Raw genomic sequence first — 21,772 nt, 5'->3', positions numbered from 1 at the left:
GGGCCGCGTTGCGGCCCATCGCGACACAAGGCCGCTCCTACAGGGTACGGTGTACGCCATACCTTGTAGGAGCGGCCTTGCGTCGCGAAACGAGGGCAACGCCCTCGCCTCGCACAGTCTGAATCAGTCTTCCAGCAGCTCTTCGGCGGTACCCAGGATGTTGTCCAGGGTGAAACCGAACTCCTCGAACAGCGCGGAGGCCGGGGCCGACTCGCCGTAGGTGGTCATGCCGATGACGCGACCTTCGAGGCCGACGTACTTGTACCAGAAGTCGGCATGGGCAGCCTCGATGGCGATACGCGCACCGACTTCCAGTGGCAGGACCGACTGTTTGTAGGCAGCGTCCTGGGCGTCGAACACGCTAGTGCTCGGCATCGACACGACGCGGACCTTGCGGCCCTCGGCGCTCAGTTTGTCGAACGCCTGGACGGCCAGGCCCACTTCGGAACCGGTGGCGATCAGGATCAGCTCAGGCTCGCCGGCGCAGTCCTTGAGGACGTAACCGCCACGGGCGATGTCGGCGATCTGCTGGGCGTCGCGGGTCTGGTGCTGCAGGTTCTGGCGCGAGAAGATCAGCGCCGATGGGCCGTCCTTGCGCTCCAAGGCGTGCTTCCAGCACACGGCGGATTCCACCGCGTCGGCTGGGCGCCAGGTGTCCAGGTTCGGCGTGCTGCGCAGGCTGGTCAGTTGCTCGATCGGCTGGTGGGTCGGGCCGTCTTCGCCCAGGCCAATGGAGTCGTGGGTGTAGACGTGGATCACGCGCTGCTTCATCAGTGCCGACATGCGCACGGCGTTGCGGGCGTATTCCATGAACATCAGGAAGGTCGCGCCATAAGGCACCAGGCCGCCGTGCAGGGCGACGCCGTTCATGATCGCGGTCATGCCGAATTCGCGCACGCCGTAGAACACGTAGTTGCCGCTGGCGTCATTGGCCTCGACACCCTTGCAACCTTTCCACAAGGTCAGGTTGGAACCGGCCAGGTCCGCCGAACCACCGAGGAACTCCGGCAGCAGCGGGCCGAAGGCGTTCAGGGTGTTCTGGCTGGCCTTGCGGCTGGCGATGGTTTCGCCCTTGGCGGCGACTTCGTTGATGTAGGCCTGGGCCTTCTCGGAGAAGTCGGCCGGCAGGTCACCTGCATCACGGCGCTTGAACTCGGCAGCCAGTTCCGGGTAAGCCTTGGCGTAGGCGTCGAAGCGCTCGTTCCAGGCAGCTTCGGCCTTGGCGCCAGCGGCTTTGGCGTCCCACTCGGCATAGATGTCGGCCGGGATCTCGAACGGACCGTGGTTCCAGTTCAGTTCCTTGCGGGCCAGGGCGATTTCGTCGTTGCCCAGCGGTGCGCCGTGGCAGTCTTCCTTGCCCTGCTTGTTCGGCGAGCCGAAGCCGATGATGGTCTTGCAGCAGATCAGGGTCGGACGGTCGCTCTTGCGAGCGGTGTCGATGGCCATCTTGATCTCGTCGGCATCGTGACCGTTGACGTTGCGGATCACCTGCCAGTTGTAGGCTTCGAAGCGCGCCGGGGTGTTGTCGGTGAACCAGCCGTGCACTTCGCCGTCAATGGAGATGCCGTTGTCGTCGTAGAAGGCGATCAGTTTGTTCAGGCCCAGGGTGCCGGCCAGCGAGGCGACTTCGTGGGAAATACCCTCCATCATGCAGCCATCGCCGAGGAACACGTAGGTGTTGTGGTCGACGATGTTGTGGCCTTCACGGTTGAACTGCGCGGCCAGTACTTTTTCCGCCAGGGCGAAGCCCACGGCGTTGGCGATGCCCTGGCCGAGCGGGCCGGTGGTGGTCTCGACGCCCGGGGTGTAGCCGAACTCCGGGTGGCCCGGGGTGCGGCTGTGCAGTTGGCGGAAGGCCTTGAGGTCATCGATGGTGACATCGTAGCCGGTCAGGTGCAGCAACGAGTAGATCAGCATCGAGCCGTGACCGTTGGACAGCACGAAGCGGTCACGGTCGGCGAAGCTTGGGTTGCTCGGGTTGTGTTTCAGGTAGTCGCGCCACAGCACTTCGGCGATATCCGCCATGCCCATGGGGGCACCTGGGTGGCCGCTGTTGGCCTTTTGCACGGCATCCATGCTGAGGGCACGAATGGCGTTGGCACGTTCACGACGGCTGGGCATCGCTGAGTCTCCTGAGGCTTGAATTAGGTGGTGAAGCGAAAAAAGGTGGCCATTTTCGCCCACTGGGGGGGCCGGGGGCAAACTTTTAAGCGCCAAGCGGCAAGCTTCACGCTGCAAGCCACGCTAGACGGACACCCGATACGCTCTTTCTCTTGCAGCTTGGTGCTTGCCACTTGCAGCTTATCGGCAATATCAAAACTTTTTGATATTGGCCTTGCTAGGCCACCGTTGCCTGTCTAGACTCCCGCCCCATGAACCTGCACGCGCCCATCACCCCTCACCGCAGCGAAGAGCTGGCCGCCCTGTGCAAGGCCGGCGGCGATCCGCTGCGCCTGAACGTGCTGCGCGCGCTGGCCAACGATTCGTTCGGCGTGCTGGAGCTGGCGCAGATCTTCGGCATCGGCCAGTCGGGCATGAGTCATCACCTCAAGGTGCTGGCCCAGGCCGAGCTGGTGGCCACCCGCCGCGAGGGCAACGCGATCTTCTACCGCCGCGCCCTGCCCGACAGCCAGCGCCTGGGCGGCCGCCTGCACTCGGCGCTGCTCGAGGAGGTCGATGGCCTCGGCCTGAGCCATGAGGTGCTGGCACGTATTGCCCAGGTGCAGCAGCGCCGCGCCGCCACCAGCCAAGACTTCTTCCTCAAGGTCGAAGAGAAGTTCCGCGCCCAGCAAGACCTGATCGCCGGCCTGCCGCAGTACCGCGAAAGCCTGCTGGCACTGCTCGACAAGCTGAGCTTCGAGGCTGGCGCCTGTGCCCTGGAAGTCGGCCCTGGCGACGGCGGTTTCCTGCCTGACCTGGCGCAACGTTTCGCGCAGGTCACGGCCATGGACAACAGCCCGACCATGCTCGAGCTGGCCCGCCAGGTCTGCGTGCGCCACGCCCTGAATAACGTAAACCTGCAGTTGGCCGATGCACTGGGTGCAACGGATGTGCAAGCCGACTGCGTTGTGCTGAACATGGTCCTGCACCATTTCAGCGACCCGGCCCTGGCCTTGCGCCTGCTGGCCAAACGGGTGAAGGCAGGCGGCAGCCTGCTGGTCACCGAACTGTGCAGCCATGACCAGGGGTGGGCCCGCGAAGCCTGCGGCGACCTCTGGCTGGGCTTCGAGCAGGACGACCTGGCCCGTTGGGCCAACGCTGCTGGGCTGACCCCCGGGGACAGCCTCTACGTGGGCTTGCGTAACGGTTTCCAGATCCAGGTCCGGCATTTCCAGCGGGCCACTGGCGACACACACATCGGTAAATTTTAGGAACCCCTCGAGATGAGCGAATACTCCCTTTTCACTTCCGAGTCCGTGTCCGAAGGGCATCCGGACAAGATCGCCGACCAGATCTCCGACGCGGTCCTGGACGCGATCATCGCCCAGGACAAATACGCCCGCGTGGCCTGCGAGACCCTGGTCAAGACCGGTGTCGCCATCATCGCCGGTGAAGTCACCACCTCGGCCTGGGTCGACCTGGAAGACCTGGTGCGCAAGGTGATCATCGACATCGGCTACAACAGCTCCGACGTCGGTTTCGACGGCGCCACCTGCGCCGTGATGAACATCATCGGCAAGCAGTCGGTGGACATCGCCCAGGGCGTCGACCGCTCCAAGCCGGAGGACCAGGGTGCCGGCGACCAGGGCCTGATGTTCGGCTACGCCAGCAACGAAACCGAAGTATTGATGCCAGCGCCGATCTGCTTCTCGCACCGCCTGGTCGAGCGCCAGGCCGAGGCGCGCAAGTCCGGCCTGCTGCCGTGGCTGCGCCCGGACGCCAAGTCGCAGGTCACCTGCCGTTACGAAAACGGCAAGGTGGTCGGCATCGATGCGGTGGTGCTGTCGACCCAGCATAACCCTGAGGTTTCGCAAAAAGACCTGCAGGAAGCGGTGATGGAGCTGATCGTCAAGCACACCCTGCCGGCCGAACTGCTGCACAAGGGCACCCAGTACCACATCAACCCGACCGGCAACTTCATCATCGGTGGCCCGGTGGGCGACTGCGGCCTGACCGGCCGCAAGATCATCGTCGACTCCTACGGCGGCATGGCCCGCCACGGTGGCGGCGCGTTCTCCGGCAAGGACCCGTCCAAGGTCGACCGCTCGGCTGCCTACGCCGGTCGCTACGTGGCCAAGAACATCGTCGCCGCCGGCCTGGCCGAGCGATGCGAGATCCAGGTGTCGTACGCCATCGGCGTGGCCCAGCCGACCTCCATCTCGATCAACACCTTCGGCACCGGCAAGGTTTCCGACGACAAGATCATCCAGCTGGTGCGCGAGTGCTTCGACCTGCGTCCTTACGCCATCACCACCATGCTCGACCTGCTGCACCCGATGTACCAGGAAACCGCTGCCTACGGTCACTTCGGCCGTACTCCGCAGCAGAAGACCGTGGGTGACGACACCTTCACCACCTTCACCTGGGAGCGCACCGACCGCGCCGACGCCCTGCGCGACGCCGCCGGCCTGTAAGCCTTCAGCAGCAATGAAAGCCCCTGCCGAGCGATCAGCAGGGGCTTTTTAACATCTGGCACAAAAGACCAAATGGCCAAGAAACATCGCGAAATAACTGATCCTGGGCAAGAAACCGCTACCCAGGGTTTATAAACCGGAAAAACCAAGGCAGGATTTGCCCCTACTTTTTTGCCGCCCGCCCCGTCAAGGAGGCTTTCATGCAACGCACTTCCATTCTCGCCGTGCTGGCAACCGTCGGCCTGCTCGCCGGCGTCGCGCAGGCCGCCCAACCCGATCCCGGCCTGACTGGTTGCGCCGCCAAACGCAGCGCCATCGAAAACCAACTGAAGATCGCCCGTGACCACCGCAATACCGACCAGGTTGCAGGCCTTGAAGAAGCGCTGCGCGGGGTCGAAAACTGCACCGATGCCAGCCTGCGCAAGGAGCGCGAGCAGAAGGTGCTCGATGCCCGTCACGAAGTGGCGCAGCGCGAGAAAGACTTGAAAAAAGCCGAGAAAAAAGGCGACTCCGAGAAGATCAACAAGCGCAAGGACAAGCTGGCCGAGTCGCGCAAGGAACTACAGGAAGCAGTGGACGACCTCGACCGCTGAGCCCCGCGCCAAACGCGGTCAGTGTAGGAGCGACCTTGTGTCGCGAACGGGTCGCGCAGTGGCCCCGGCGATTGATGCATCGAGGCTGAAATCCTGGGGCCGCTGTGCGGCCCATCGCGACACAAGGCCGCTTCTACAGGGATTTGCGGCAGCGCCTGGATGTCGAGAGCGTTCGCTACAACATGCCATCAATGATTGCGGAACTCGCTATGACAGGCCTTGCACGCCGCCTCGACCTTGTCCATCGGTGCTTTGAGCTGCGCGGCGTCCAGTGGCTGGCTGCGGGTCACCGCGACCAGCTCGCCGGTGACGCCCTCGAGCTGCCGAGCCAGGTCATGGAACCGCGCCTGACGCTCCCAGACATCCGCCCGTGCGCTGCTGTCACCCTCGTCGCGCACCTGCGGGAAGTGCTGCCACGGCTCATGGGCCAGGGTATCCAGCTTCACCGCGCCCTCGGCGAACTTCACGCCATCGAAGGGCAACCGCCCGCGCAGCATGCCGCCCATGTCTTCACTGGTCTTGAGCATCTGCTTGAAGATCGCCTTGCGCTGGCCCAGCGGCGAGTTGGGGTCGACGCCATCACAGGCGCTCAAGGCAAGGGCGGCGAGCAGTACCACGGTCAATCGCTTGTACATCACGGTCTCTTTGGCCAGGAAAACGGGCGGCCAGTATCGCCCCGCATCAGGCAAAGACCAATAGCCACACAGAAAACAAGGGCGAATATTCATGTTTCGCCCCACACAGGACCGATCCGATGAAATCCGCATTGCGCCATCTCGCCTGGGCCCTGCCGGCCTTGGCGCTGCTGGCCGGCTGCAACGGTGGCGAAAGCGCCAAGCCGCAACCTCACGCCATCGCCACCTATGTACCGGCCACCTGGAAGGACCTGCCCCAGGTCAGCGACGACGACCTGCTGGCCGGCTTCTACGCCTGGCGCAGCGGCTGCGAGAAACTCAAGCGCGACCCAGTGTGGGCCGCCACCTGCGAAGCAGCGGGCAGCGCCATGGCGAGCGCCACCCAGGTGCGTACCTTCCTCGAGCAGAACCTGCAGGTGTATGGCCTGCGTGCCGCCGACAACAACGCCAACGGCCTGATCACCGGCTATTACGAACCGGTCTACCCCGGCAGCCTGGCACGCACCGAGGCGGCGCAGGTGCCGGTGTATGGCGTGCCCGAGGACATGATCGTGGTCGACCTGGCCAGTGTCTATCCCGAGCTCAAGGGCAAGCGCTTGCGCGGGCGCCTCGAGGGCCGGGTCCTCAAGCCCTACGACACCGCCGAGGTGATCAACCGTGACGGCGCCAAGGCACCGGTGGTGGCCTGGCTGACGGACCCGATGGACTTGCAGTTCCTGCAGATCCAGGGTTCGGGGCGGGTCCAACTGGATAATGGCCGCCAACTGCGCCTGGGCTATGCCGACCAGAACGGCCACCCCTATCGTCCGATCGGACGCTGGCTGGTGGAACAGGGCCAGTTGCCCAAGGAGCAAGTGACCATGGGCAGCATCCACGCTTGGGCCCAGGCCAATCCGCAGCGGGTACCGGAGCTGCTGGCGAGCAACCCCAGCTATGTGTTCTTCAGCACCCGCCCGGACAGCAACGAAGGCCCGCGCGGCTCGCTGAACGTGCCGCTGACTGCGGGCTACAGCGTGGCGATCGACCGCAAGGTGATTCCGCTGGGTAGCCTGTTGTGGCTGTCGACCACACGGCCAGACGGCTCGCCGGTCGTACGCCCGGTCGGCGCTCAGGACACCGGCGGCGCGATTACCGGCGAGGTGCGCGCGGACCTGTTCTGGGGCACCGGGCCCGAGGCCGGCGAGTTGGCAGGGAACATGAAGCAGCAGGGACAGATCTGGATGCTGTGGCCCAAGGGCCAGCCGTTGCCAGAGGTGCCGAAGGCCCCATGACGCCCCCGAACCCCACCCTGTAGGAGCCAGCTTGCTGGCGAACCACGTGCCTCGGTGCATGACACCGGCTATGCCGGTGTTCGCCGGCAAGCCGGCTCCTACGGGCGAATCAGCCCCGCGCGAGGCTAGATCGACACGACAAAGAACGACACGATCAGCGCCATCCCGACGAACCACACCAGCGAACGCAGCACCGCCCAATCCGCCAGGTAGCAGATGATGTAGAGCAGCCGGCTGGTGATGTACATCACGCCCAGCACGTCCTGGGTCACTTGTTCGGCATTGCCGACGATATCGGCCACCAGCACTGCCGCGGCAAACGCGGGAAACGCCTCGTAGCCGTTCAACTGAGCGGCATGGGCCCGCCGTGGCAGCCCTTCGAGCTTGTCCAGGAACGCACGCGGGTCGTGATTGGCACGCAGGCCGAAATACCCGCTGCTGAGTTTGGCGATCAGTGCGCACAGCGGCGGCAGGACCAGCGCGACGAGAATGCACCACAGGGCTACGGTCATCTACAGGACTCCTTGTTCATAGAGGTTCGCTTCAGAGCTTCATCACCAGCATGCCGGCCAGCACCAGCCCGCAAGCTAGGAGTCTTGGCCCGCCAAAAGGTTCTTTGAGGTAGCGCATGCCCAACAGCACCACGAGGATCACGCTCAACTCGCGCAACGCTGCAGCTTCAGCCACCGAGCCCAGGTGCATGGCCCAGAGCACCAGAGCGTAGCTGAACAATACGCAGAATCCGACCGCCAGGCCCAGCTTCCATTGGGTTCGCCAGAACAGCATGAACGGCCCACGTCGGGCCACCACGGCCAGCAGCGGGAACGGCCAGGAGCTGAGCAGGCTCAGCCACACCAGGTAATCCCACGGTTTGCCCCACAGGCGTACGGCCTGGCCGTCGAACCAGGTGTAGCAGCCGATGCACAGGCCAATCAGCGCCACCACCGGCAGCATCGACCAGGGCAGGCGGTCGCCGCCACCGCCCTGCCAAAGCAAGCACGCCATGCCACAGGGGATCAGCAGGATGCCGATGATCTGTTGCTGGCTCAGCGACTCGCCGGCGAAGGCCAGGGTCAGCCCCAGCACCACCAGCGGCGACAGGCCGCGCATCAACGGATAGACCAGGCCCAGGTCGCCAACCCGATAGGCCTGGATCAGCAGAAAGCGGTACAGCTGCTCGGCCAGCGCCGAGGCCAACAGCCAGGGCCAGATCTCGGCGGGCGGGAAATCTACGAAGGCTACCGCCAGCATGGCGAAACTCAGCGCCACCACGTCCATGCTGGCGATCACCAGCAGCCGCTCGGCGCTGAACTTGATCAAGGTATTCCAGGTGGCATGGAGCAGGGCTGCGACCAGTACGAGGGAAGTTGCCAGCACGCCTTGGAATCCTTGTTGTCGTTTGGTGGGGACCACTATATAGCGCCTGGCATGTTATGGCCCATCGCGGGGCACGCCCGCTCCCACGCCATTGCCTGACAGGAACCAATTGGAGAAATCCGGTCATAAGGTGTGTCCCGAACGCCGCGCCAGATCATCAAAGAACTGCCCGAGCCACTCGGGTAACGACTTGGAAGCCACTGTCACAGGATTCGGGATGCTTGAATTAGTTGCCGCGTTTATCTGCCTCACCACCCTCCTCACTTATGTGAACTACCGCTTCATCGGCCTGCCGCCGGCCATCGGCGTGATGGTCACCGCCTTGCTGTTCTCCCTCATCCTGCAGGGTTTGAGCCTGATCGGCTTCCCTGGCCTGGAAGAACGCGTCGAAGGCCTGATGAACCAGATCGACTTCAACGACCTGCTGATGCACTGGATGCTCTCCTTCCTGCTGTTCGCCGGCGCCTTGCACGTCAACCTCAGCGATCTGCGCAGCTACCGCTGGCCCATCGGCCTGCTGGCCACCCTCGGCGTGCTGATCGCCACCGTGGTGATCGGCTACCTGGCGCACTGGGTGTTCGCCCTGTTCGGCTGGCAGGTGCCGCTGATCTATTGCCTGCTGTTCGGCGCGCTGATCTCGCCGACCGACCCGATCGCCGTGCTCGGGGCGCTGCGTACCGCCAATGCCTCCAAGCCGCTGAAGACCACCATCGTCGGTGAGTCGCTATTCAACGACGGCACCGCGGTGGTGGTGTTCACCGTGCTGCTGGGCATCATCCAGTTGGGCGAGACGCCAAGCGTCGCCGACACCGCCATCCTGTTCGCCCGCGAGGCCCTTGGCGGCATTGCCTTCGGCGGCCTGATCGGCTACGCCACTTATCGCATGATCAAGAGCGTCGAGCAGTACCAGGTGGAAGTGATGCTGACCCTGGCGCTGGTGATCGGCGGCTCGGCCATGTGCTACGAGTTGCATGTCTCGGCGCCAATCGCCATGGTGGTTGCCGGCCTGATCATCGGCAACCTGGGGCGCAACCTGGCGATGAACGATATGACCCGCCGCTACATGGACGGTTTCTGGGAGTTGATCGACGACATGCTCAACGCCCTGCTGTTCGCCCTGATCGGCCTGGAGTTGCTGCTGCTGCCGTTCAACTGGCTGCACTTGGCGGCCGGTGGCGTGCTGGCGGTGGCAGTGCTGGCCTCGCGCCTGCTGACCGTGGCTCCGGCGATCGTCCTGCTGCGCCGCTGGCGCAAAGTACCGCAGGGCACCATCCGCGTGCTGACCTGGGGCGGTCTGCGCGGTGGCGTATCGGTAGCCCTGGCGCTGTCGCTGCCACAAGGCGAGGAGCGTGACCTGCTGCTGTCGATCACCTATATCGTGGTGCTGTCGTCGATCCTGGTGCAGGGTCTGACGGTCGGCAAGGTGGTGCGCAAGGTCAGCACACAACCTTGAGACTCTGGGGCCGCTGCGCGGCCCTTTCGCGACACAAGGCCGCTCCTACAGTGGATCGCGTGCTCTGTAGGAGCGGCCTTGTGTCGCGAAAGGGCTGCACAGCAGCCCCGGGATCGTCATTCCACCGCAGAGTCCGGGAACTGGTCCTGGATGTACTTGATCTCGGTACGCCCGTGCGCCGCTGGCAGGCCGTCCTCGCCGAGGTTGACGAAGACCATCTTGTCGACCGTGAGAATCGCCTTGCGGGTGATCTTGTTGCGCACTTCGCACTTGAGGGTGATCGAGGTGCGACCGAACTCGGTGGCGGTGATGCCCAGCTCGATGATGTCACCCTGACGCGAGGCGCTGACGAAGTTGATCTCCGAGATGTACTTGGTCACCACCCGCTGGTTGCCCAGCTGGACGATGGCGTAGATCGCCGCCTCTTCGTCGATCCAGCGCAGCAGGCTGCCACCGAACAAGGTGCCGTTGGGGTTGAGGTCTTCGGGTTTTACCCATTTGCGGGTGTGAAAGTTCATCTTTACTCCTGACCGGCTTGGCTAACGTGCAGCCATGATGGCAGACCACCTGGTCACGCTCCATTGAACATCGACTATCGTCTCGATAAATCGACAGAAAGTCTTGGGTGTGTCATCTGCCCACGGCTATAATCTCCGCCGATTCAAATGGCCCCCGCTGGGGCGGCCATCCCGCCACCCGACCGAGGGGCGCTGCAGCAGGTTCGTCCTGTCAGGCTCGGTTGGGGCGTTGTCCGCCAAGCGGACGCTCAACGCACAACGGCGCCCATTCGCACACTACGAATGGAGGCTCTCGATGAGCGCTGTAAACACGCCTGCTGGTTTTTCCGACTTCAAGGTCGCCGACATCTCCCTGGCCGACTGGGGCCGCAAGGAAGTCATCATCGCCGAATCGGAAATGCCGGCACTGATGGGCCTGCGCCGCAAGTACCAAGCCGAACAACCGCTCAAGGGCGCGAAGATCATCGGCTGCATCCACATGACCATCCAGACTGCCGTGCTGATCGAGACCCTGATCGCCCTGGGCGCTGAAGTACGCTGGTCGTCCTGCAACATCTTCTCGACCCAGGACCAGGCCGCTGCCGCCATCGCCGCCGCCGGTATCCCGGTGTTCGCCTGGAAAGGCGAGACCGAGCAGGAGTACGAGTGGTGCATCGAGCAGACCATCCTGAAAGATGGCCAGCCATGGGATGCCAACATGGTGCTGGACGACGGCGGCGACCTGACCGAAATCCTGCACAAGAAATACCCGGCCATGCTGGACAAGATCCACGGCGTGACCGAAGAGACCACCACCGGCGTGCACCGCCTGCTCGACATGCTGGCCAAGGGCGAGCTGAAAGTCCCGGCGATCAACGTCAACGATTCGGTCACCAAGAGCAAGAACGACAACAAGTACGGCTGCCGTCACAGCCTGAACGACGCCATCAAGCGCGGCACCGACCACCTGCTGTCGGGCAAGCAGGCCCTGGTGATCGGCTACGGTGACGTGGGCAAGGGCTCGGCCCAGTCGCTGCGCCAGGAAGGCATGATCGTCAAGGTCACCGAAGTCGACCCGATCTGCGCCATGCAAGCATGCATGGATGGCTTCGAAGTGGTCTCGCCGTTCAAGGACGGCATCAACACCGGTACCGAAGCCGGCATCAACGCCGACCTGCTGGGCCGCATCGACCTGATCGTCACCACCACCGGTAACGTCAACGTCTGCGATGCCAACATGCTCAAGGCCCTGAAAAAGCGCGCCGTGGTCTGCAACATCGGCCACTTCGACAACGAGATCGACACCGCCTTCATGCGCAAGAACTGGGCATGGGAAGAGGTCAAGCCGCAGGTGCACAAGATCCACCGCACCGGCGCTGGCGTGTTCGACCCGCAGAACGACGACTACCTGATCCTGCTGGCCGAGGGCCGCCTGGTCAACCTGGGCAACGCCACCGGCCACCCAAGCCGCATCATGGACGGTTCGTTCGCCAACCAGGTGCTGGCACAGATCTTCCTGTTCGAGCAGAAGTTCGCCGAACTGCCAGCCGCGAAGAAGGCCGAACGCCTGACCGTGGAAGTGCTGCCGAAGAAACTCGACGAAGAAGTGGCCCTGGAAATGGTCCGCGGCTTCGGTGGCGTGGTCACCCAGCTGACCCCGCAGCAGGCCGAGTACATCGGTGTGACCGTCGAAGGTCCGTTCAAGCCGGACGCCTACCGCTACTAAGCGGCAAGTTTGAAGCTGCAAGCGGCAAGATACGGCAGACCGTGTCGTTGCTGCTTGCGACTCAGCCTTGGAAGCTCTTGTAATGCGCCCAAGCCAGATCGGCCATCACCGATCTGGCTTTTACTTGCAGCTTGCCGCTTGAAGCTTGCTGCTTGAGGAACGAGTGATGTCCCAAGAACGCCGCTACAGTTTCGAATTCTTCCCGACCAAGACCGACGCCGGCCACGAAAAGCTGATGGGCGTCGCCCGCCAGCTGGCCAGCTACAACCCGGATTTCTTCTCCTGCACCTATGGCGCCGGTGGTTCGACCCGCGACCGCACGCTGAACACCGTGCTGCAGCTGGAGAACGAAGTGAAGGTTCCGGCCGCCCCGCACCTGTCCTGCGTGGGCGACAGCAAGGACGACCTGCGCGCCCTGCTGGCCGAGTACCAGGCCGCCGGCATCAAGCGCATCGTCGCCCTGCGCGGCGACCTGCCTTCGGGCATGGGCATGGCCAGCGGCGAGCTACGCTACGCCAGCGACCTGGTCGAGTTCATCCGCCAGGAAACCGGCGACCATTTCCACCTGGAAGTCGCCGCCTATCCGGAGATGCACCCGCAAGCACGCAACTTCGAGGCGGACCTGGCCAACTTCGTGCACAAGGTCAAGGCCGGCGCCGACAGCGCCATCACCCAGTACTTCTTCAACGCCGACAGCTACTTCTACTTCGTCGAGCGCGCAGGCAAGCTGGGCGTGGACATCCCGGTGGTGCCGGGCATCATGCCAATCACCAACTACAGCAAGCTGGCGCGCTTCTCCGACGCCTGCGGCGCCGAGATCCCACGCTGGATCCGCAAGCAGCTGGAAGCCTATGCCGACGACACCGCCAGCATCCAGGCCTTCGGCGAGGAAGTGATCAGCCGCATGTGCGAACAGCTGCTGCAAGGCGGCGCTCCAGGCCTGCACTTCTATACCTTGAACCAGGCCGAGCCGAGCCTGGCGATCTGGAACAACCTGAAGCTGCCCCGCTGATGGTCGCGGGCAAGGCATTGGCCCCGGCCAGCGCCTTGCCCATGCCAACACCCAGCGACAAAAGCCCACTGGTCTTGCCTGGGCTGCCAGCGTAATCTCGCGCTATGCGCCTGCTGATCCCCTCCCTCCTGCTGTTGCTGCTCGCCTGCCTGAGCCCGCTGGCACAGGCGGAACGCTTGCGCATTGTCAGCGACGACTGGGCGCCCTACCTGTTCCAGGCCAACAACCAGCCCCAGGGCATCGACTACGAAGTGACCAACGAGGTGTTCCGACGCCTGGGCATCGAGGTGCAGTGGCAGTTCCTGCCTTGGCGGCGCTGTCTGGCCATGGTCGAGCAAGGCCTGGCGGACGGCGTGATGGATATCTTCCAGGTCGAATCGCGCCGCGACTATCTGGTCTACCCGAACGAACCAATGTCGCAGGTCGAATTCGTCCTGTACCAGGCTCGCAGCCGACCACACCCGGTACAGCGCCTGGAAGACCTGGCCGGGCTGACCGTGGGCACCTCGCCGGGCTACGCCTACAACCCCGCCTTCAGCGACTCGCCGCTGTTCCGTCGCGAATCGGCCCCCAGCCATGAAGCCAACTTTGGCAAGCTGATGCGCGGGCGCATCGACCTGCTGGTGACCGATCGCCGTCTCGGCCACTACCTGAGTCGGCAACTGGGCATCGAGCACGCCGTTGAAGCGCTGCCGCTGGTAATCAGCCGCCACCCACAGTACCTGGGGCTGGCCCGCAAGCCTGGGCGCGAGGCCCTGGCCCAGGCCTTCGCCGAGGAACTGCGACGCTTCAAGCAGGAACCGGCCTATGCCGCGATCAGCACCCGCTACCTCGGCCAGCAGGATTTTCCTTTCGCCGTTGAGCAGCAGGAAAGCGGCACACGCTGATTGCTCTGTTATACTCGAGCCTTCCCGCCCGGCTCACGCCCGGACGCTCGGCCTCGCCATCGGCATCTCGACCCGCAGCAGCGCACCCCTGGTGCCCGCCCGCCGCCTCCAGGATGCGTAGTGAACGCCCAGCTGGACCGGACGCGATCGCATCCCACCGATGCCCGTCGCGCCAGGCAGAACACCCCATCGGGCCCAGCCCCCACGAGAACAGGATTGCCCATGTCCTTTGCTTCCCTCGGTCTCTCCGAGGCTCTTGTCCGCGCTATCGAGGCTGCGGGCTACACCCAGCCAACCCCGGTGCAACAGCGGGCGATTCCCGCCGTGTTGCAAGGTCGCGACCTGATGGTCGCCGCCCAGACGGGTACTGGTAAAACCGGCGGCTTCGCCCTGCCGATCCTCGAGCGCCTGTTCCCGGGTGGCCACCCCGACAAGTCGCAACGCCACGGCCCGCGCCAGCCGCGCGTGCTGGTGCTGACGCCGACCCGCGAGCTGGCCGCCCAGGTGCATGACAGCTTCAAGATCTACGCCCGCGACCTGAACTTCATCAGCGCCTGCATCTTCGGCGGCGTCGGCATGAACCCACAGGTCCAGGCCATGGCCAAAGGCGTCGACGTACTGGTCGCCTGCCCGGGCCGCCTGCTCGACCTGGCCGGCCAGGGCAGCGTCGACTTGTCTCGCGTCGAGATCCTGGTGCTGGACGAAGCCGACCGCATGCTCGACATGGGCTTCATCCACGATGTCAAGAAAGTGCTGGCTCGCCTGCCGGCCAAGCGCCAGAACCTGTTGTTCTCGGCGACCTTCTCCAAGGACATCACCGACCTCGCCGACAAGCTGCTGCACAACCCCGAGCGCATCGAGGTCACGCCGCCGAACACCACCGTCGAGCGCATCGAGCAGCGTGTCTACCGCCTGCCGGCCAGCCACAAGCGCGCGCTGCTGGCGCACTTGATCACCCTGGGTGCCTGGGAACAGGTGCTGGTGTTCACTCGTACCAAGCACGGCGCCAACCGCCTGGCCGAGTACCTGGAAAAGCACGGCCTGAGCGCCGCCGCGATCCACGGCAACAAGAGCCAGAACGCCCGCACCAAGGCCCTGGCCGACTTCAAGGCCAACACCGTGCGCGTGCTGGTGGCCACTGATATCGCTGCCCGCGGCCTGGACATCGACCAGTTGCCCCACGTGGTCAACTTCGAACTGCCCAACGTCGAGGAAGACTACGTTCACCGTATTGGCCGCACCGGCCGCGCCGGTCGTTCGGGCGAGGCCATCTCGATGGTCGCCCCGGATGAAGAGAAGCTGCTCAAGAGCATCGAGCGCGTCACCAAGCAGCGGATCCCGGACGGCGACCTGATGGGCTTCGACGCTTCGCAGGTCGAAGCGGAAAAGCCGGAAGTACGCGAGCGCCCGCAAAACAACGGTCGCGGTGGCCGCAACCAGCAGCCGCGCGGCGAAGGCAGCAAGGACAGCGGTGGTCGCAAGGACAAGGGCAAGGACAAGGGCCGTAACAAGCCTGCGGCCGAGAAGCCTGCCGAGAAGGAAAAGTCCGGCGACAAGCAGCAAGGCCAGCAACGCAAGCCGCGGGACAAGAAACCCCGCCAGCAGCATGCCCAAGGCCAGAAGGCCATGCCAACGGTACCTGCCGACCGTGACCCGGAAGAATTCCTCGACGACGACGTCGACAACTTTGGTAACCGCGCCGACTACGTCAGTCCCTACCAGAACGCCAAGAACCAGGGCCGCAATCGCCGTCCAGGTGGCGGTGGCCAGGCTCAAGGCCAGGGGCAGCGCAGTGGTGGTGGCCAAGGCCAGGGGCAGCGCAGTGGTGGTGGCCAAGGCCAGGGGCAAGCCCGTGGCACTGGCCAGCAGCGTCAAGGCCAGGGTGGCGACAAGCGTCCGCGCAACGGCGGCGGCAATGGCGGCGCCCGTCGTGACAACAATGCCGGTCGCAACCGCCGTGACGACTCGGCCCGCCAGGAACCGGCAGTGCGCAACCCGCGCGAGTCGCAGAGCGCGCCGGTGATCATCCGCAAGGAATCCAAGCTCGACCGCTACCCGACGCCCGAGCAACTGGACGACCTGCCAGCTCGCCCACGCGGTGAGCGCCCGGCCCTGCTGACGCGCAAAGGCTGATTGAAACACCGAGGGGCTGTTATGCAGCCCTTTCGCGACACAAGGCCGCTCCTACAGGTACTGCGCTCCGCCAAAGGGCTGCGCTGAACTTGTAGGAGCGGCCTTGTGTCGCGAAAGGGCCGCGTAGCGGCCCCTCGGTCGTTCAACTAACGCGGATTACTTCTGCTTCACGCCTTCGACACTGATATCCAGATCCAGGGTTTGCGAAGTCGGGCCTGGGCCTTTGATCCCGAAGTCGTTCAGGTTCAGCGTGGTCTTGGCGTTGAAGCCGGCGCGCTCGCCACCCCACGGATCCTTGCCCTCGCCATTGAACACGGCCTTGAAGGTGACCGGCTTGGTCACACCGTGCAGGGTCAGGTCGCCGGTCACGTCGGCGGTCTTGTCACCGGTCGACTTGACACTGGTGGAGACGAACTTGGCATCCGGGTACTTCTTCACATCGAGGAAGTCTTTGCTGGCGATGTGCTTGTCACGCTCGGCGTGATTGGACCACAGGCTGGCAGTCTTCAGGTCGACGCTGATCTTACTGGCTTCAGGCTTGGCGCTGTCCCAGGTGAAGTTGCCGTCGAAGTCCTTGAAGGTGCCATGGATGAAGCTGTAGCCCAGGTGGCTGATCTTCCAGTCAACGAACGCGTGCTGACCTTCCTTGTCGATCTTGTACTCGGCAGCCATGGCCTGGCCAGCGGAGATCAGAGCGGTACCGAGCGCCAGAGCGGCAAAAGTCTTTTTCAACATCCTTACTTCCTTCCTTTGCAATTGAGGTTGAGATTCAAGCTTTGCGGCCCAGCATGCGGGTGAGGGTCGCGTCACGGTCGATGAAATGGTGCTTGATGGCGGCCAAGGCGTGCAGCACGGCGAAAATCACCAGGCCCCAGGCCAGCCACAAGTGGATAACGCCAGCGGTATCGGCCTGGTCAGGTAGGTCACTGACCAGCGCAGGCACTTCGAACAAGCCGAATACAGGTATACCCACACCGTCGGCGGTGGAGATCAGGTAGCCCGCGGCCATGACCGCGAACAACCCCAAATACAGCGCCAGGTGCCCCAGCTTGGCGGCCAGGCGCGTGGCCTTGCCGTGGTTGACCGGCGCCGGTGGCGGCGGGCTGACGAAACGCCAGAGCACGCGCAGCAGCATCATCGCCAACAACACCAGGCCAATGCTCTTGTGCAGATCAGGGCCGGACTTGCGCCATGGGCTGTAATAGTCCAGGCCGACCATCCACAGCCCCAGGCCGAACAGGCCGAAGACCGCCAGCGCCACGCCCCAGTGCAGGATGATGCTGACCAGGCCATAGCGAGAAGATGAATTGCGCAGTTGCATGTTGGCGTATTTCCCCGTGAAAGCTGTGCACAAGACTAGCGCGTAACTTATCGAATAAAAGCGGAAAAAATTGCTTCGGATGATCGAGAAATCCGATATTAAGTCTGCAAGCTTCCTATTAAGGAAACATTAACGATAGACGTTCAAAGGGGAGATGCCAGGACCCGATCGCGGCCAAGCCCGCTCCCACCTCGAGAGGTGGGAGCGGGCTTGGCGAGCTGGCAGCTATCGATCAGTTGGCCTTGGCCTGGGTATTGACCACAGCTTTCTTGGCAGGCTCACCCTTGGCAGTGGCCTTTTTCGCCGGTACTGGCTTGGCCGCAGGTTTATGCACAGGCTTGGCCGCCGGTTTATGCGCGGCGGCAGGCTTGGCCGGCGCGACCTTGACCGGTTGCTGCTGGACCACCGGTGCCGGGGCCACGGGCGCAGGCGCCGCAGCAGGTGCCGGCGCGACCTCTTCGGCCTTGGCGATCGGCGCGGCCTTGGCCTCGGGCTTGTCGCTCGCCCCGAACAGGCGCGAGAAGAAGCCTGGTTTGTCATCCTTGGCCGCCTCGGCCTGGGCCGGGGCCTTCTTGGCAGAGCCTCCAAACAGCTTGGAGAAGAACCCACCCTGGTCTTTCGCCGCTGCGGCACCGACAGCCGCCGCCGCTACCGGTGCGGCCTTGACCGGATCGAACGACTTGCCCGCGGCCAGCTCCTGGACCTGCCCGGCGGCGCGCTGGCCACTGCGCAGGGCGCCTTCGAGAGTACCGGGATACAGCGCATCGGTGTGCTCGCCGGCAAAGGCGATGCGCTGCACCGGACGCTCCCACAGGCGCCAGTACTTGCTGATCTGCCCTGGGCCGAAGGCCAGGTAGGCGCCGCCCATGCCGGCGTCGGTGCTGTAGCGACGCACCTCGTAGCCGGTGAAGGCGCCCCGGGCCTGCGGGTAGAAGGCATGCAGGCGGATCAGCACCTGGTCGACCATCTGCTTGTCACCGAACGCCTGCAACAGGCGAGCGTTATCGCCGGACAGGTTGATCACCACGTTAGCCCCGCCCTTGAGCGCAGGCTCGATCCACAGCATGCCCAGGCCAGTGTTGCTGAAAATTTCACCGGACATCCGCGCGCGGCTTTCCCAGACCGGGTTCTTGAACTTGAGCATCAGCTGGTCGCGCCAGCCGTAGTTGGTGCCTTTGAGCGCCGCCAGGTGCTGGTTGTCCAGGCCTGGGGTCATCTGGATCTTGGCCAGCGCGCGCAGGGGCACGGCCATGACCAGGTAATCGGCCTGGTAGCCCACCGCGCCGACCTTGACGGTCACGCCATCCTTGTCCTGGACAATGGAAGTGACCGGCGAGCTGGTCTTGATGCTCTTCAACTGCTTGACGAAGGCCTGGGCCAATACAGGGCTGCCGCCAGGCAGGCGCGCGGCGCGCAGGTCACGGTCGCTGACATTGCGGTAGACGCGGTTCTGCTGGGCGAAATACAGCAGCGACAGGCGCGATGGCTCGTCATAGCGGGTACGGATCTGCTGGTTGACCAGCTGACGAGCGGTGGCGGGCAATTGCAGCTTGTCGAGCCAGGTGGAGACGTTCATCTGGTCGAGAGCGAACAAGGTGCTGTTGGCCGCCGGGTTGAGCGGGTCGTCGATCGAGCGGGCCAGGTCGTCGAGGGTCTTTTCGTAACGCTTGAGCGCCTCGGCGGTGGCTGGCTGCTTGGCGGCCAGGTCAGCGGCGCTGAAGTACTCGCCATCGATCAGGTAGCCGGGGGTCCGCACGAACTCCGGCGCCGGCAAAGTCGCAACCTTGAACTGCTGCAAATAGCGGTTGAGCACCGGCTGGGTCTTGTCGTTGCCTATCCATTCGCTGGTGGCCAGGCCCGAACGCCCACCCATGCCTGACTTGGCCTCCAGCAGGGTCACCTGCCAGCCCTTGTTCTGCAGCTCATAGGCCGCCGTCAGGCCCGCCAGGCCACCACCGACGACGATTGCCGTCTTGTCCTTGGCCAGCGCGGCACCGCTGGACACACCAATCAATACCAACGCGCACAGGCGCACCCAAGCAGCAGCCATGATGGCGAACTCCGGTTGTAGAACGACAGAAAGATCGGGGAAGAACGCCCCGGGAGAGATGCGTTAAGAATACGTCACCCTTGCAGACCCTGCCAGCGCAGTGACATCAAGTGCTTTTGGCAACTGGTAATTTTGTCAGTTGCCCACTCGCCGCTTGGCTAGCAATCTGGGCAGGGCCCCATCAGTATCGGACTCATCACCGTGAGCCAAACCGCGCACGCCTTATCATCAAGACATGACTGGAACCGCTCGACGGGTTGGAAAATCTCGACCCAGGGGGATGTGCTATGGTCGCACTACATGACAGCACAGGGTGAGCGCGCCGTTCAGCTCACACTTACCGGTGAATGCGACGTCACCATCGACTTCCGCCGCCCCGTGCACGATCTATCGCTGGATACGAAAATTTGTCGTTTTGGCGCGCAAGTCGTGCATGCCTACTGGCTGACTTTTTTTGACGGTGACAATGTCTTTGTCCCCAGCCCCACCCAGTTCGGCCACCACCTGCACGAACAATCCAGCCCCCTGTGCAGCCTGACCCTCTCTACCGGCCCGCAATCGACCGTGCACCTGCGCTCCCTGCAATGGTCACCGCTGCGTCTGCATTGAGCGGTTATCCAGCGGTTGTCCTGCCCTCCGGCTTTGCTTAGGCTTACGCGGTCAAACTCGCCGTAACGCCAGGAGCAAAGCCCATGGGCCTCAACGATCAGTGGATGCAACGCGACCTCAAGGTCCTGTGGCACCCCTGCACCCAGATGAAAGACCACGAACAACTGCCGCTGATCCCGATCAAACGCGGTGAAGGGGTCTGGCTCGAGGACTTCGAAGGCAAACGCTACCTGGACGCCGTCAGCTCCTGGTGGGTCAACGTGTTCGGCCACGCCAACCCGCGGATCAACCAGCGCATCAAGGACCAGGTCGACCAGCTCGAACATGTGATCCTCGCCGGTTTCAGCCACCAGCCGGCGATCGAACTGTCCGAGCGCCTGGTGGCGATGACGCCAGCCGGGCTGGACCGGGTGTTCTACGCCGACAACGGCTCGTCGTGCATCGAAGTGGCGCTGAAGATGAGCTTCCACTACTGGCAGAACACTGGAAAGCCGCAGAAGAAACGCTTCGTCACCCTGACCAACAGCTACCACGGCGAAACCATCGCCGCGATGTCGGTGGGTGATGTGCCGTTGTTCACCGAGACCTACAAGGCCCTGCTGCTGGACACCATCAAGGTACCCAGCCCCGACTGCTACCACCGCCCTGAAGGCATGGGCTGGGAAGAACATTCGCGCAACCTGTTCGCCGCGATGGAACACACCCTGGCCGAACACCACGAGACGATCTCGGCGGTTATCGTCGAGCCGCTGATCCAGGGTGCCGGCGGCATGCGCATGTACCATCCGGTGTACCTCAAGCTGCTGCGCGAGGCCTGCGACCGCTACGACGTGCACCTGATCCATGACGAAATCGCCGTGGGCTTCGGCCGTACCGGCACGATGTTCGCCTGCGAACAAGCCGGCATCCGTCCGGACTTCCTGTGCCTGTCCAAGGCCCTGACCGGCGGATACCTGCCGCTGGCGGCCTGCCTGACCACCGACAAGGTGTACCAGGCCTTCTACGACGACTACCCGACCCTGCGCGCCTTCCTCCACTCGCACAGCTACACCGGTAACCCGCTGGCCTGCGCCGCGGCGCTGGCGACCCTGGATATCTTCGCCCAAGACAACGTGATCGAGGCCAACCAGGCCCTGGCCGCGCGCATGGCCAGCGCCACCGCGCACCTGGCCGACCACGCCCATGTCGCCGAGATCCGCCAGACCGGCATGGCCCTGGCCATCGAGATGGTCCAGGACAAAACCAGCAAAGCCGCCTACCCGTGGCAGGAGCGCCGCGGCCTGAAGGTCTTCGAGCACGCCCTGAGCCGCGGCGCGCTGTTGCGCCCGCTGGGCAGCGTGGTGTATTTCCTGCCGCCATACGTGATCACCCCCGAGCAGATCGACTTCCTCGCCGAGGTGGCCAGCGAAGGCATCGACATCGCCACCCGCGATAGCCTCAGCGTGGCAGTGCCGGCCAACTTCTACCCCGACTTCCGCGACCCGGGCTAAACCCCATGCCTTTACGCCGCCTCCTGTAGGAGCGGCCTTGTGTCGCGAAAGGGCCGCAGCCCCGGCAGTTTCTGCCGCGAAGCTGAAAACCTGGGGCTGCTGCGCAGCCCTTTCGCGGCACAAGGCCGCTCTACAGGAACGATG

The 21,772-nt window shown here is 64.0% G+C and carries 19 protein-coding genes and 1 riboswitch; of the genes, 11 read left to right on the top strand and 8 right to left on the bottom strand.

All coding sequences use genetic code 11. The features are described from left to right. Positions 1–123: 123 nt before the first annotated feature. A complete protein-coding gene (gene tkt, locus ACODS5_RS07295; RefSeq protein ID WP_134690387.1) occupies positions 124–2,121 on the bottom strand; it encodes a transketolase in 1,998 nt (665 codons plus the stop codon). Between the two features lie 251 nt (positions 2,122–2,372). On the opposite strand from tkt, the gene ACODS5_RS07290 reads away from it, so the two are divergent. From ACODS5_RS07290 to ACODS5_RS07280, 3 genes are all read left to right on the top strand, one after another. Then, entirely contained in the window at positions 2,373–3,371 is a 999-nt protein-coding gene (locus ACODS5_RS07290) for an ArsR/SmtB family transcription factor (RefSeq protein ID WP_489108301.1), read from the top strand. Positions 3,372–3,383: 12 nt separating this feature from the next. Beyond that, positions 3,384–4,574, top strand: a complete 1,191-nt coding sequence (metK, locus tag ACODS5_RS07285) for a methionine adenosyltransferase (protein ID WP_134690391.1) — start codon at positions 3,384–3,386, stop codon at positions 4,572–4,574. A gap of 200 nt (positions 4,575–4,774) precedes the next feature. Then, positions 4,775–5,167, top strand: a complete 393-nt coding sequence (locus ACODS5_RS07280; RefSeq protein WP_134690393.1) for a DUF1090 domain-containing protein — start codon at positions 4,775–4,777, stop codon at positions 5,165–5,167. 188 nt (positions 5,168–5,355) lie between these two features. Here the strand turns inward: ACODS5_RS07280 and ACODS5_RS07275 are convergent, their stop codons facing one another. Beyond that, positions 5,356–5,802, bottom strand: coding sequence for a c-type cytochrome (locus tag ACODS5_RS07275; RefSeq protein WP_134690394.1), 447 nt, complete (start codon positions 5,800–5,802; stop codon positions 5,356–5,358). Positions 5,803–5,921: 119 nt separating this feature from the next. Here ACODS5_RS07275 and mltA point away from each other — a divergent pair, with 119 nt between their 5' ends. Then, complete coding sequence (gene mltA, locus ACODS5_RS07270; protein WP_489108300.1) at positions 5,922–7,073, top strand: murein transglycosylase A; 1,152 nt, start codon at positions 5,922–5,924, stop codon at positions 7,071–7,073. Positions 7,074–7,198: 125 nt separating this feature from the next. Here mltA and ACODS5_RS07265 read toward each other — a convergent pair whose 3' ends face one another. Together ACODS5_RS07265 and ACODS5_RS07260 are read right to left on the bottom strand one after the other, a co-directional pair. After that, on the bottom strand, positions 7,199–7,585 hold the full coding sequence (locus ACODS5_RS07265; RefSeq protein ID WP_046853941.1) for an MAPEG family protein: 387 nt from the start codon (positions 7,583–7,585) through the stop codon (positions 7,199–7,201). A 31-nt stretch (positions 7,586–7,616) separates the two neighbouring features. Further along, positions 7,617–8,450, bottom strand: coding sequence for an EamA family transporter (locus tag ACODS5_RS07260; protein WP_134690398.1), 834 nt, complete (start codon positions 8,448–8,450; stop codon positions 7,617–7,619). Positions 8,451–8,667: 217 nt separating this feature from the next. Here ACODS5_RS07260 and ACODS5_RS07255 point away from each other — a divergent pair, with 217 nt between their 5' ends. After that, entirely contained in the window at positions 8,668–9,903 is a 1,236-nt protein-coding gene (locus ACODS5_RS07255; protein ID WP_134690400.1) for a cation:proton antiporter, read from the top strand. A gap of 116 nt (positions 9,904–10,019) precedes the next feature. Here the strand turns inward: ACODS5_RS07255 and ACODS5_RS07250 are convergent, their stop codons facing one another. Beyond that, positions 10,020–10,421, bottom strand: coding sequence for an acyl-CoA thioesterase (locus ACODS5_RS07250; protein WP_003257757.1), 402 nt, complete (start codon positions 10,419–10,421; stop codon positions 10,020–10,022). A 178-nt stretch (positions 10,422–10,599) separates the two neighbouring features. Beyond that, a riboswitch (S-adenosyl-L-homocysteine riboswitch) is annotated at positions 10,600–10,695 on the top strand. Between the two features lie 21 nt (positions 10,696–10,716). Between ACODS5_RS07250 and ahcY the strand changes: the two genes are divergently transcribed. From ahcY to rhlE2, 4 genes are all read left to right on the top strand, one after another. Beyond that, positions 10,717–12,126: an adenosylhomocysteinase gene (gene ahcY, locus ACODS5_RS07245; protein WP_134690402.1), complete on the top strand. Its 1,410-nt coding sequence runs from the start codon at positions 10,717–10,719 to the stop codon at positions 12,124–12,126. Between the two features lie 166 nt (positions 12,127–12,292). Next, positions 12,293–13,138 carry a methylenetetrahydrofolate reductase [NAD(P)H] gene (metF, locus tag ACODS5_RS07240; protein ID WP_134690404.1) on the top strand — a complete coding sequence of 282 codons (846 nt, stop codon included), beginning with the start codon at positions 12,293–12,295 and terminating at the stop codon, positions 13,136–13,138. Between the two features lie 104 nt (positions 13,139–13,242). After that, positions 13,243–14,025, top strand: a complete 783-nt coding sequence (locus tag ACODS5_RS07235; protein WP_134690406.1) for a substrate-binding periplasmic protein — start codon at positions 13,243–13,245, stop codon at positions 14,023–14,025. 222 nt (positions 14,026–14,247) lie between these two features. Next, on the top strand, positions 14,248–16,158 hold the full coding sequence (gene rhlE2, locus ACODS5_RS07230) for an RNA helicase RhlE2 (RefSeq protein ID WP_489108299.1): 1,911 nt from the start codon (positions 14,248–14,250) through the stop codon (positions 16,156–16,158). 156 nt (positions 16,159–16,314) lie between these two features. Here the strand turns inward: rhlE2 and ACODS5_RS07225 are convergent, their stop codons facing one another. The 3 genes from ACODS5_RS07225 to ACODS5_RS07215 form a co-directional block, all read right to left on the bottom strand. Continuing rightward, positions 16,315–16,893 carry a YceI family protein gene (locus ACODS5_RS07225; protein WP_134690409.1) on the bottom strand — a complete coding sequence of 193 codons (579 nt, stop codon included), beginning with the start codon at positions 16,891–16,893 and terminating at the stop codon, positions 16,315–16,317. Positions 16,894–16,927: 34 nt separating this feature from the next. Then, a complete protein-coding gene (locus tag ACODS5_RS07220; RefSeq protein WP_134690411.1) occupies positions 16,928–17,479 on the bottom strand; it encodes a cytochrome b in 552 nt (183 codons plus the stop codon). Between the two features lie 232 nt (positions 17,480–17,711). Then, on the bottom strand, positions 17,712–19,529 hold the full coding sequence (locus tag ACODS5_RS07215; protein ID WP_489108298.1) for a flavin monoamine oxidase family protein: 1,818 nt from the start codon (positions 19,527–19,529) through the stop codon (positions 17,712–17,714). A gap of 300 nt (positions 19,530–19,829) precedes the next feature. Here ACODS5_RS07215 and ACODS5_RS07210 point away from each other — a divergent pair, with 300 nt between their 5' ends. Together ACODS5_RS07210 and ACODS5_RS07205 are read left to right on the top strand one after the other, a co-directional pair. After that, on the top strand, positions 19,830–20,138 hold the full coding sequence (locus ACODS5_RS07210) for a hypothetical protein (RefSeq protein WP_134690415.1): 309 nt from the start codon (positions 19,830–19,832) through the stop codon (positions 20,136–20,138). A gap of 83 nt (positions 20,139–20,221) precedes the next feature. After that, positions 20,222–21,628 (top strand): adenosylmethionine--8-amino-7-oxononanoate transaminase, encoded by a 1,407-nt coding sequence (locus tag ACODS5_RS07205; protein WP_134690417.1) that lies wholly within the window; start codon positions 20,222–20,224, stop codon positions 21,626–21,628. Positions 21,629–21,772: the final 144 nt, after the last annotated feature.

This window comes from Pseudomonas sp. FG47, assembly GCF_057809115.1.
Note: the sequence above shows the minus strand (reverse complement) of the source record. Positions and strands in the feature narration are given on the sequence as shown.

Coding starts and splice junctions, on each gene's coding strand:
- ahcY (WP_134690402.1), top strand. CDS start 10,717: ATGAGCGCTGTAAACACGCCTGCTGGTTTTTCCGACTTCAAGGTCGCC.
- ACODS5_RS07220 (WP_134690411.1), bottom strand. CDS start 17,479: ATGCAACTGCGCAATTCATCTTCTCGCTATGGCCTGGTCAGCATCATC.
- rhlE2 (WP_489108299.1), top strand. CDS start 14,248: ATGTCCTTTGCTTCCCTCGGTCTCTCCGAGGCTCTTGTCCGCGCTATC.
- ACODS5_RS07255 (WP_134690400.1), top strand. CDS start 8,668: ATGCTTGAATTAGTTGCCGCGTTTATCTGCCTCACCACCCTCCTCACT.
- ACODS5_RS07280 (WP_134690393.1), top strand. CDS start 4,775: ATGCAACGCACTTCCATTCTCGCCGTGCTGGCAACCGTCGGCCTGCTC.
- ACODS5_RS07215 (WP_489108298.1), bottom strand. CDS start 19,529: ATGGCTGCTGCTTGGGTGCGCCTGTGCGCGTTGGTATTGATTGGTGTG.
- metK (WP_134690391.1), top strand. CDS start 3,384: ATGAGCGAATACTCCCTTTTCACTTCCGAGTCCGTGTCCGAAGGGCAT.
- metF (WP_134690404.1), top strand. CDS start 12,293: ATGTCCCAAGAACGCCGCTACAGTTTCGAATTCTTCCCGACCAAGACC.
- ACODS5_RS07225 (WP_134690409.1), bottom strand. CDS start 16,893: ATGTTGAAAAAGACTTTTGCCGCTCTGGCGCTCGGTACCGCTCTGATC.
- ACODS5_RS07275 (WP_134690394.1), bottom strand. CDS start 5,802: ATGTACAAGCGATTGACCGTGGTACTGCTCGCCGCCCTTGCCTTGAGC.
- ACODS5_RS07235 (WP_134690406.1), top strand. CDS start 13,243: ATGCGCCTGCTGATCCCCTCCCTCCTGCTGTTGCTGCTCGCCTGCCTG.
- tkt (WP_134690387.1), bottom strand. CDS start 2,121: ATGCCCAGCCGTCGTGAACGTGCCAACGCCATTCGTGCCCTCAGCATG.
- ACODS5_RS07265 (WP_046853941.1), bottom strand. CDS start 7,585: ATGACCGTAGCCCTGTGGTGCATTCTCGTCGCGCTGGTCCTGCCGCCG.
- ACODS5_RS07250 (WP_003257757.1), bottom strand. CDS start 10,421: ATGAACTTTCACACCCGCAAATGGGTAAAACCCGAAGACCTCAACCCC.
- ACODS5_RS07205 (WP_134690417.1), top strand. CDS start 20,222: ATGGGCCTCAACGATCAGTGGATGCAACGCGACCTCAAGGTCCTGTGG.
- ACODS5_RS07210 (WP_134690415.1), top strand. CDS start 19,830: ATGACAGCACAGGGTGAGCGCGCCGTTCAGCTCACACTTACCGGTGAA.
- ACODS5_RS07290 (WP_489108301.1), top strand. CDS start 2,373: ATGAACCTGCACGCGCCCATCACCCCTCACCGCAGCGAAGAGCTGGCC.
- mltA (WP_489108300.1), top strand. CDS start 5,922: ATGAAATCCGCATTGCGCCATCTCGCCTGGGCCCTGCCGGCCTTGGCG.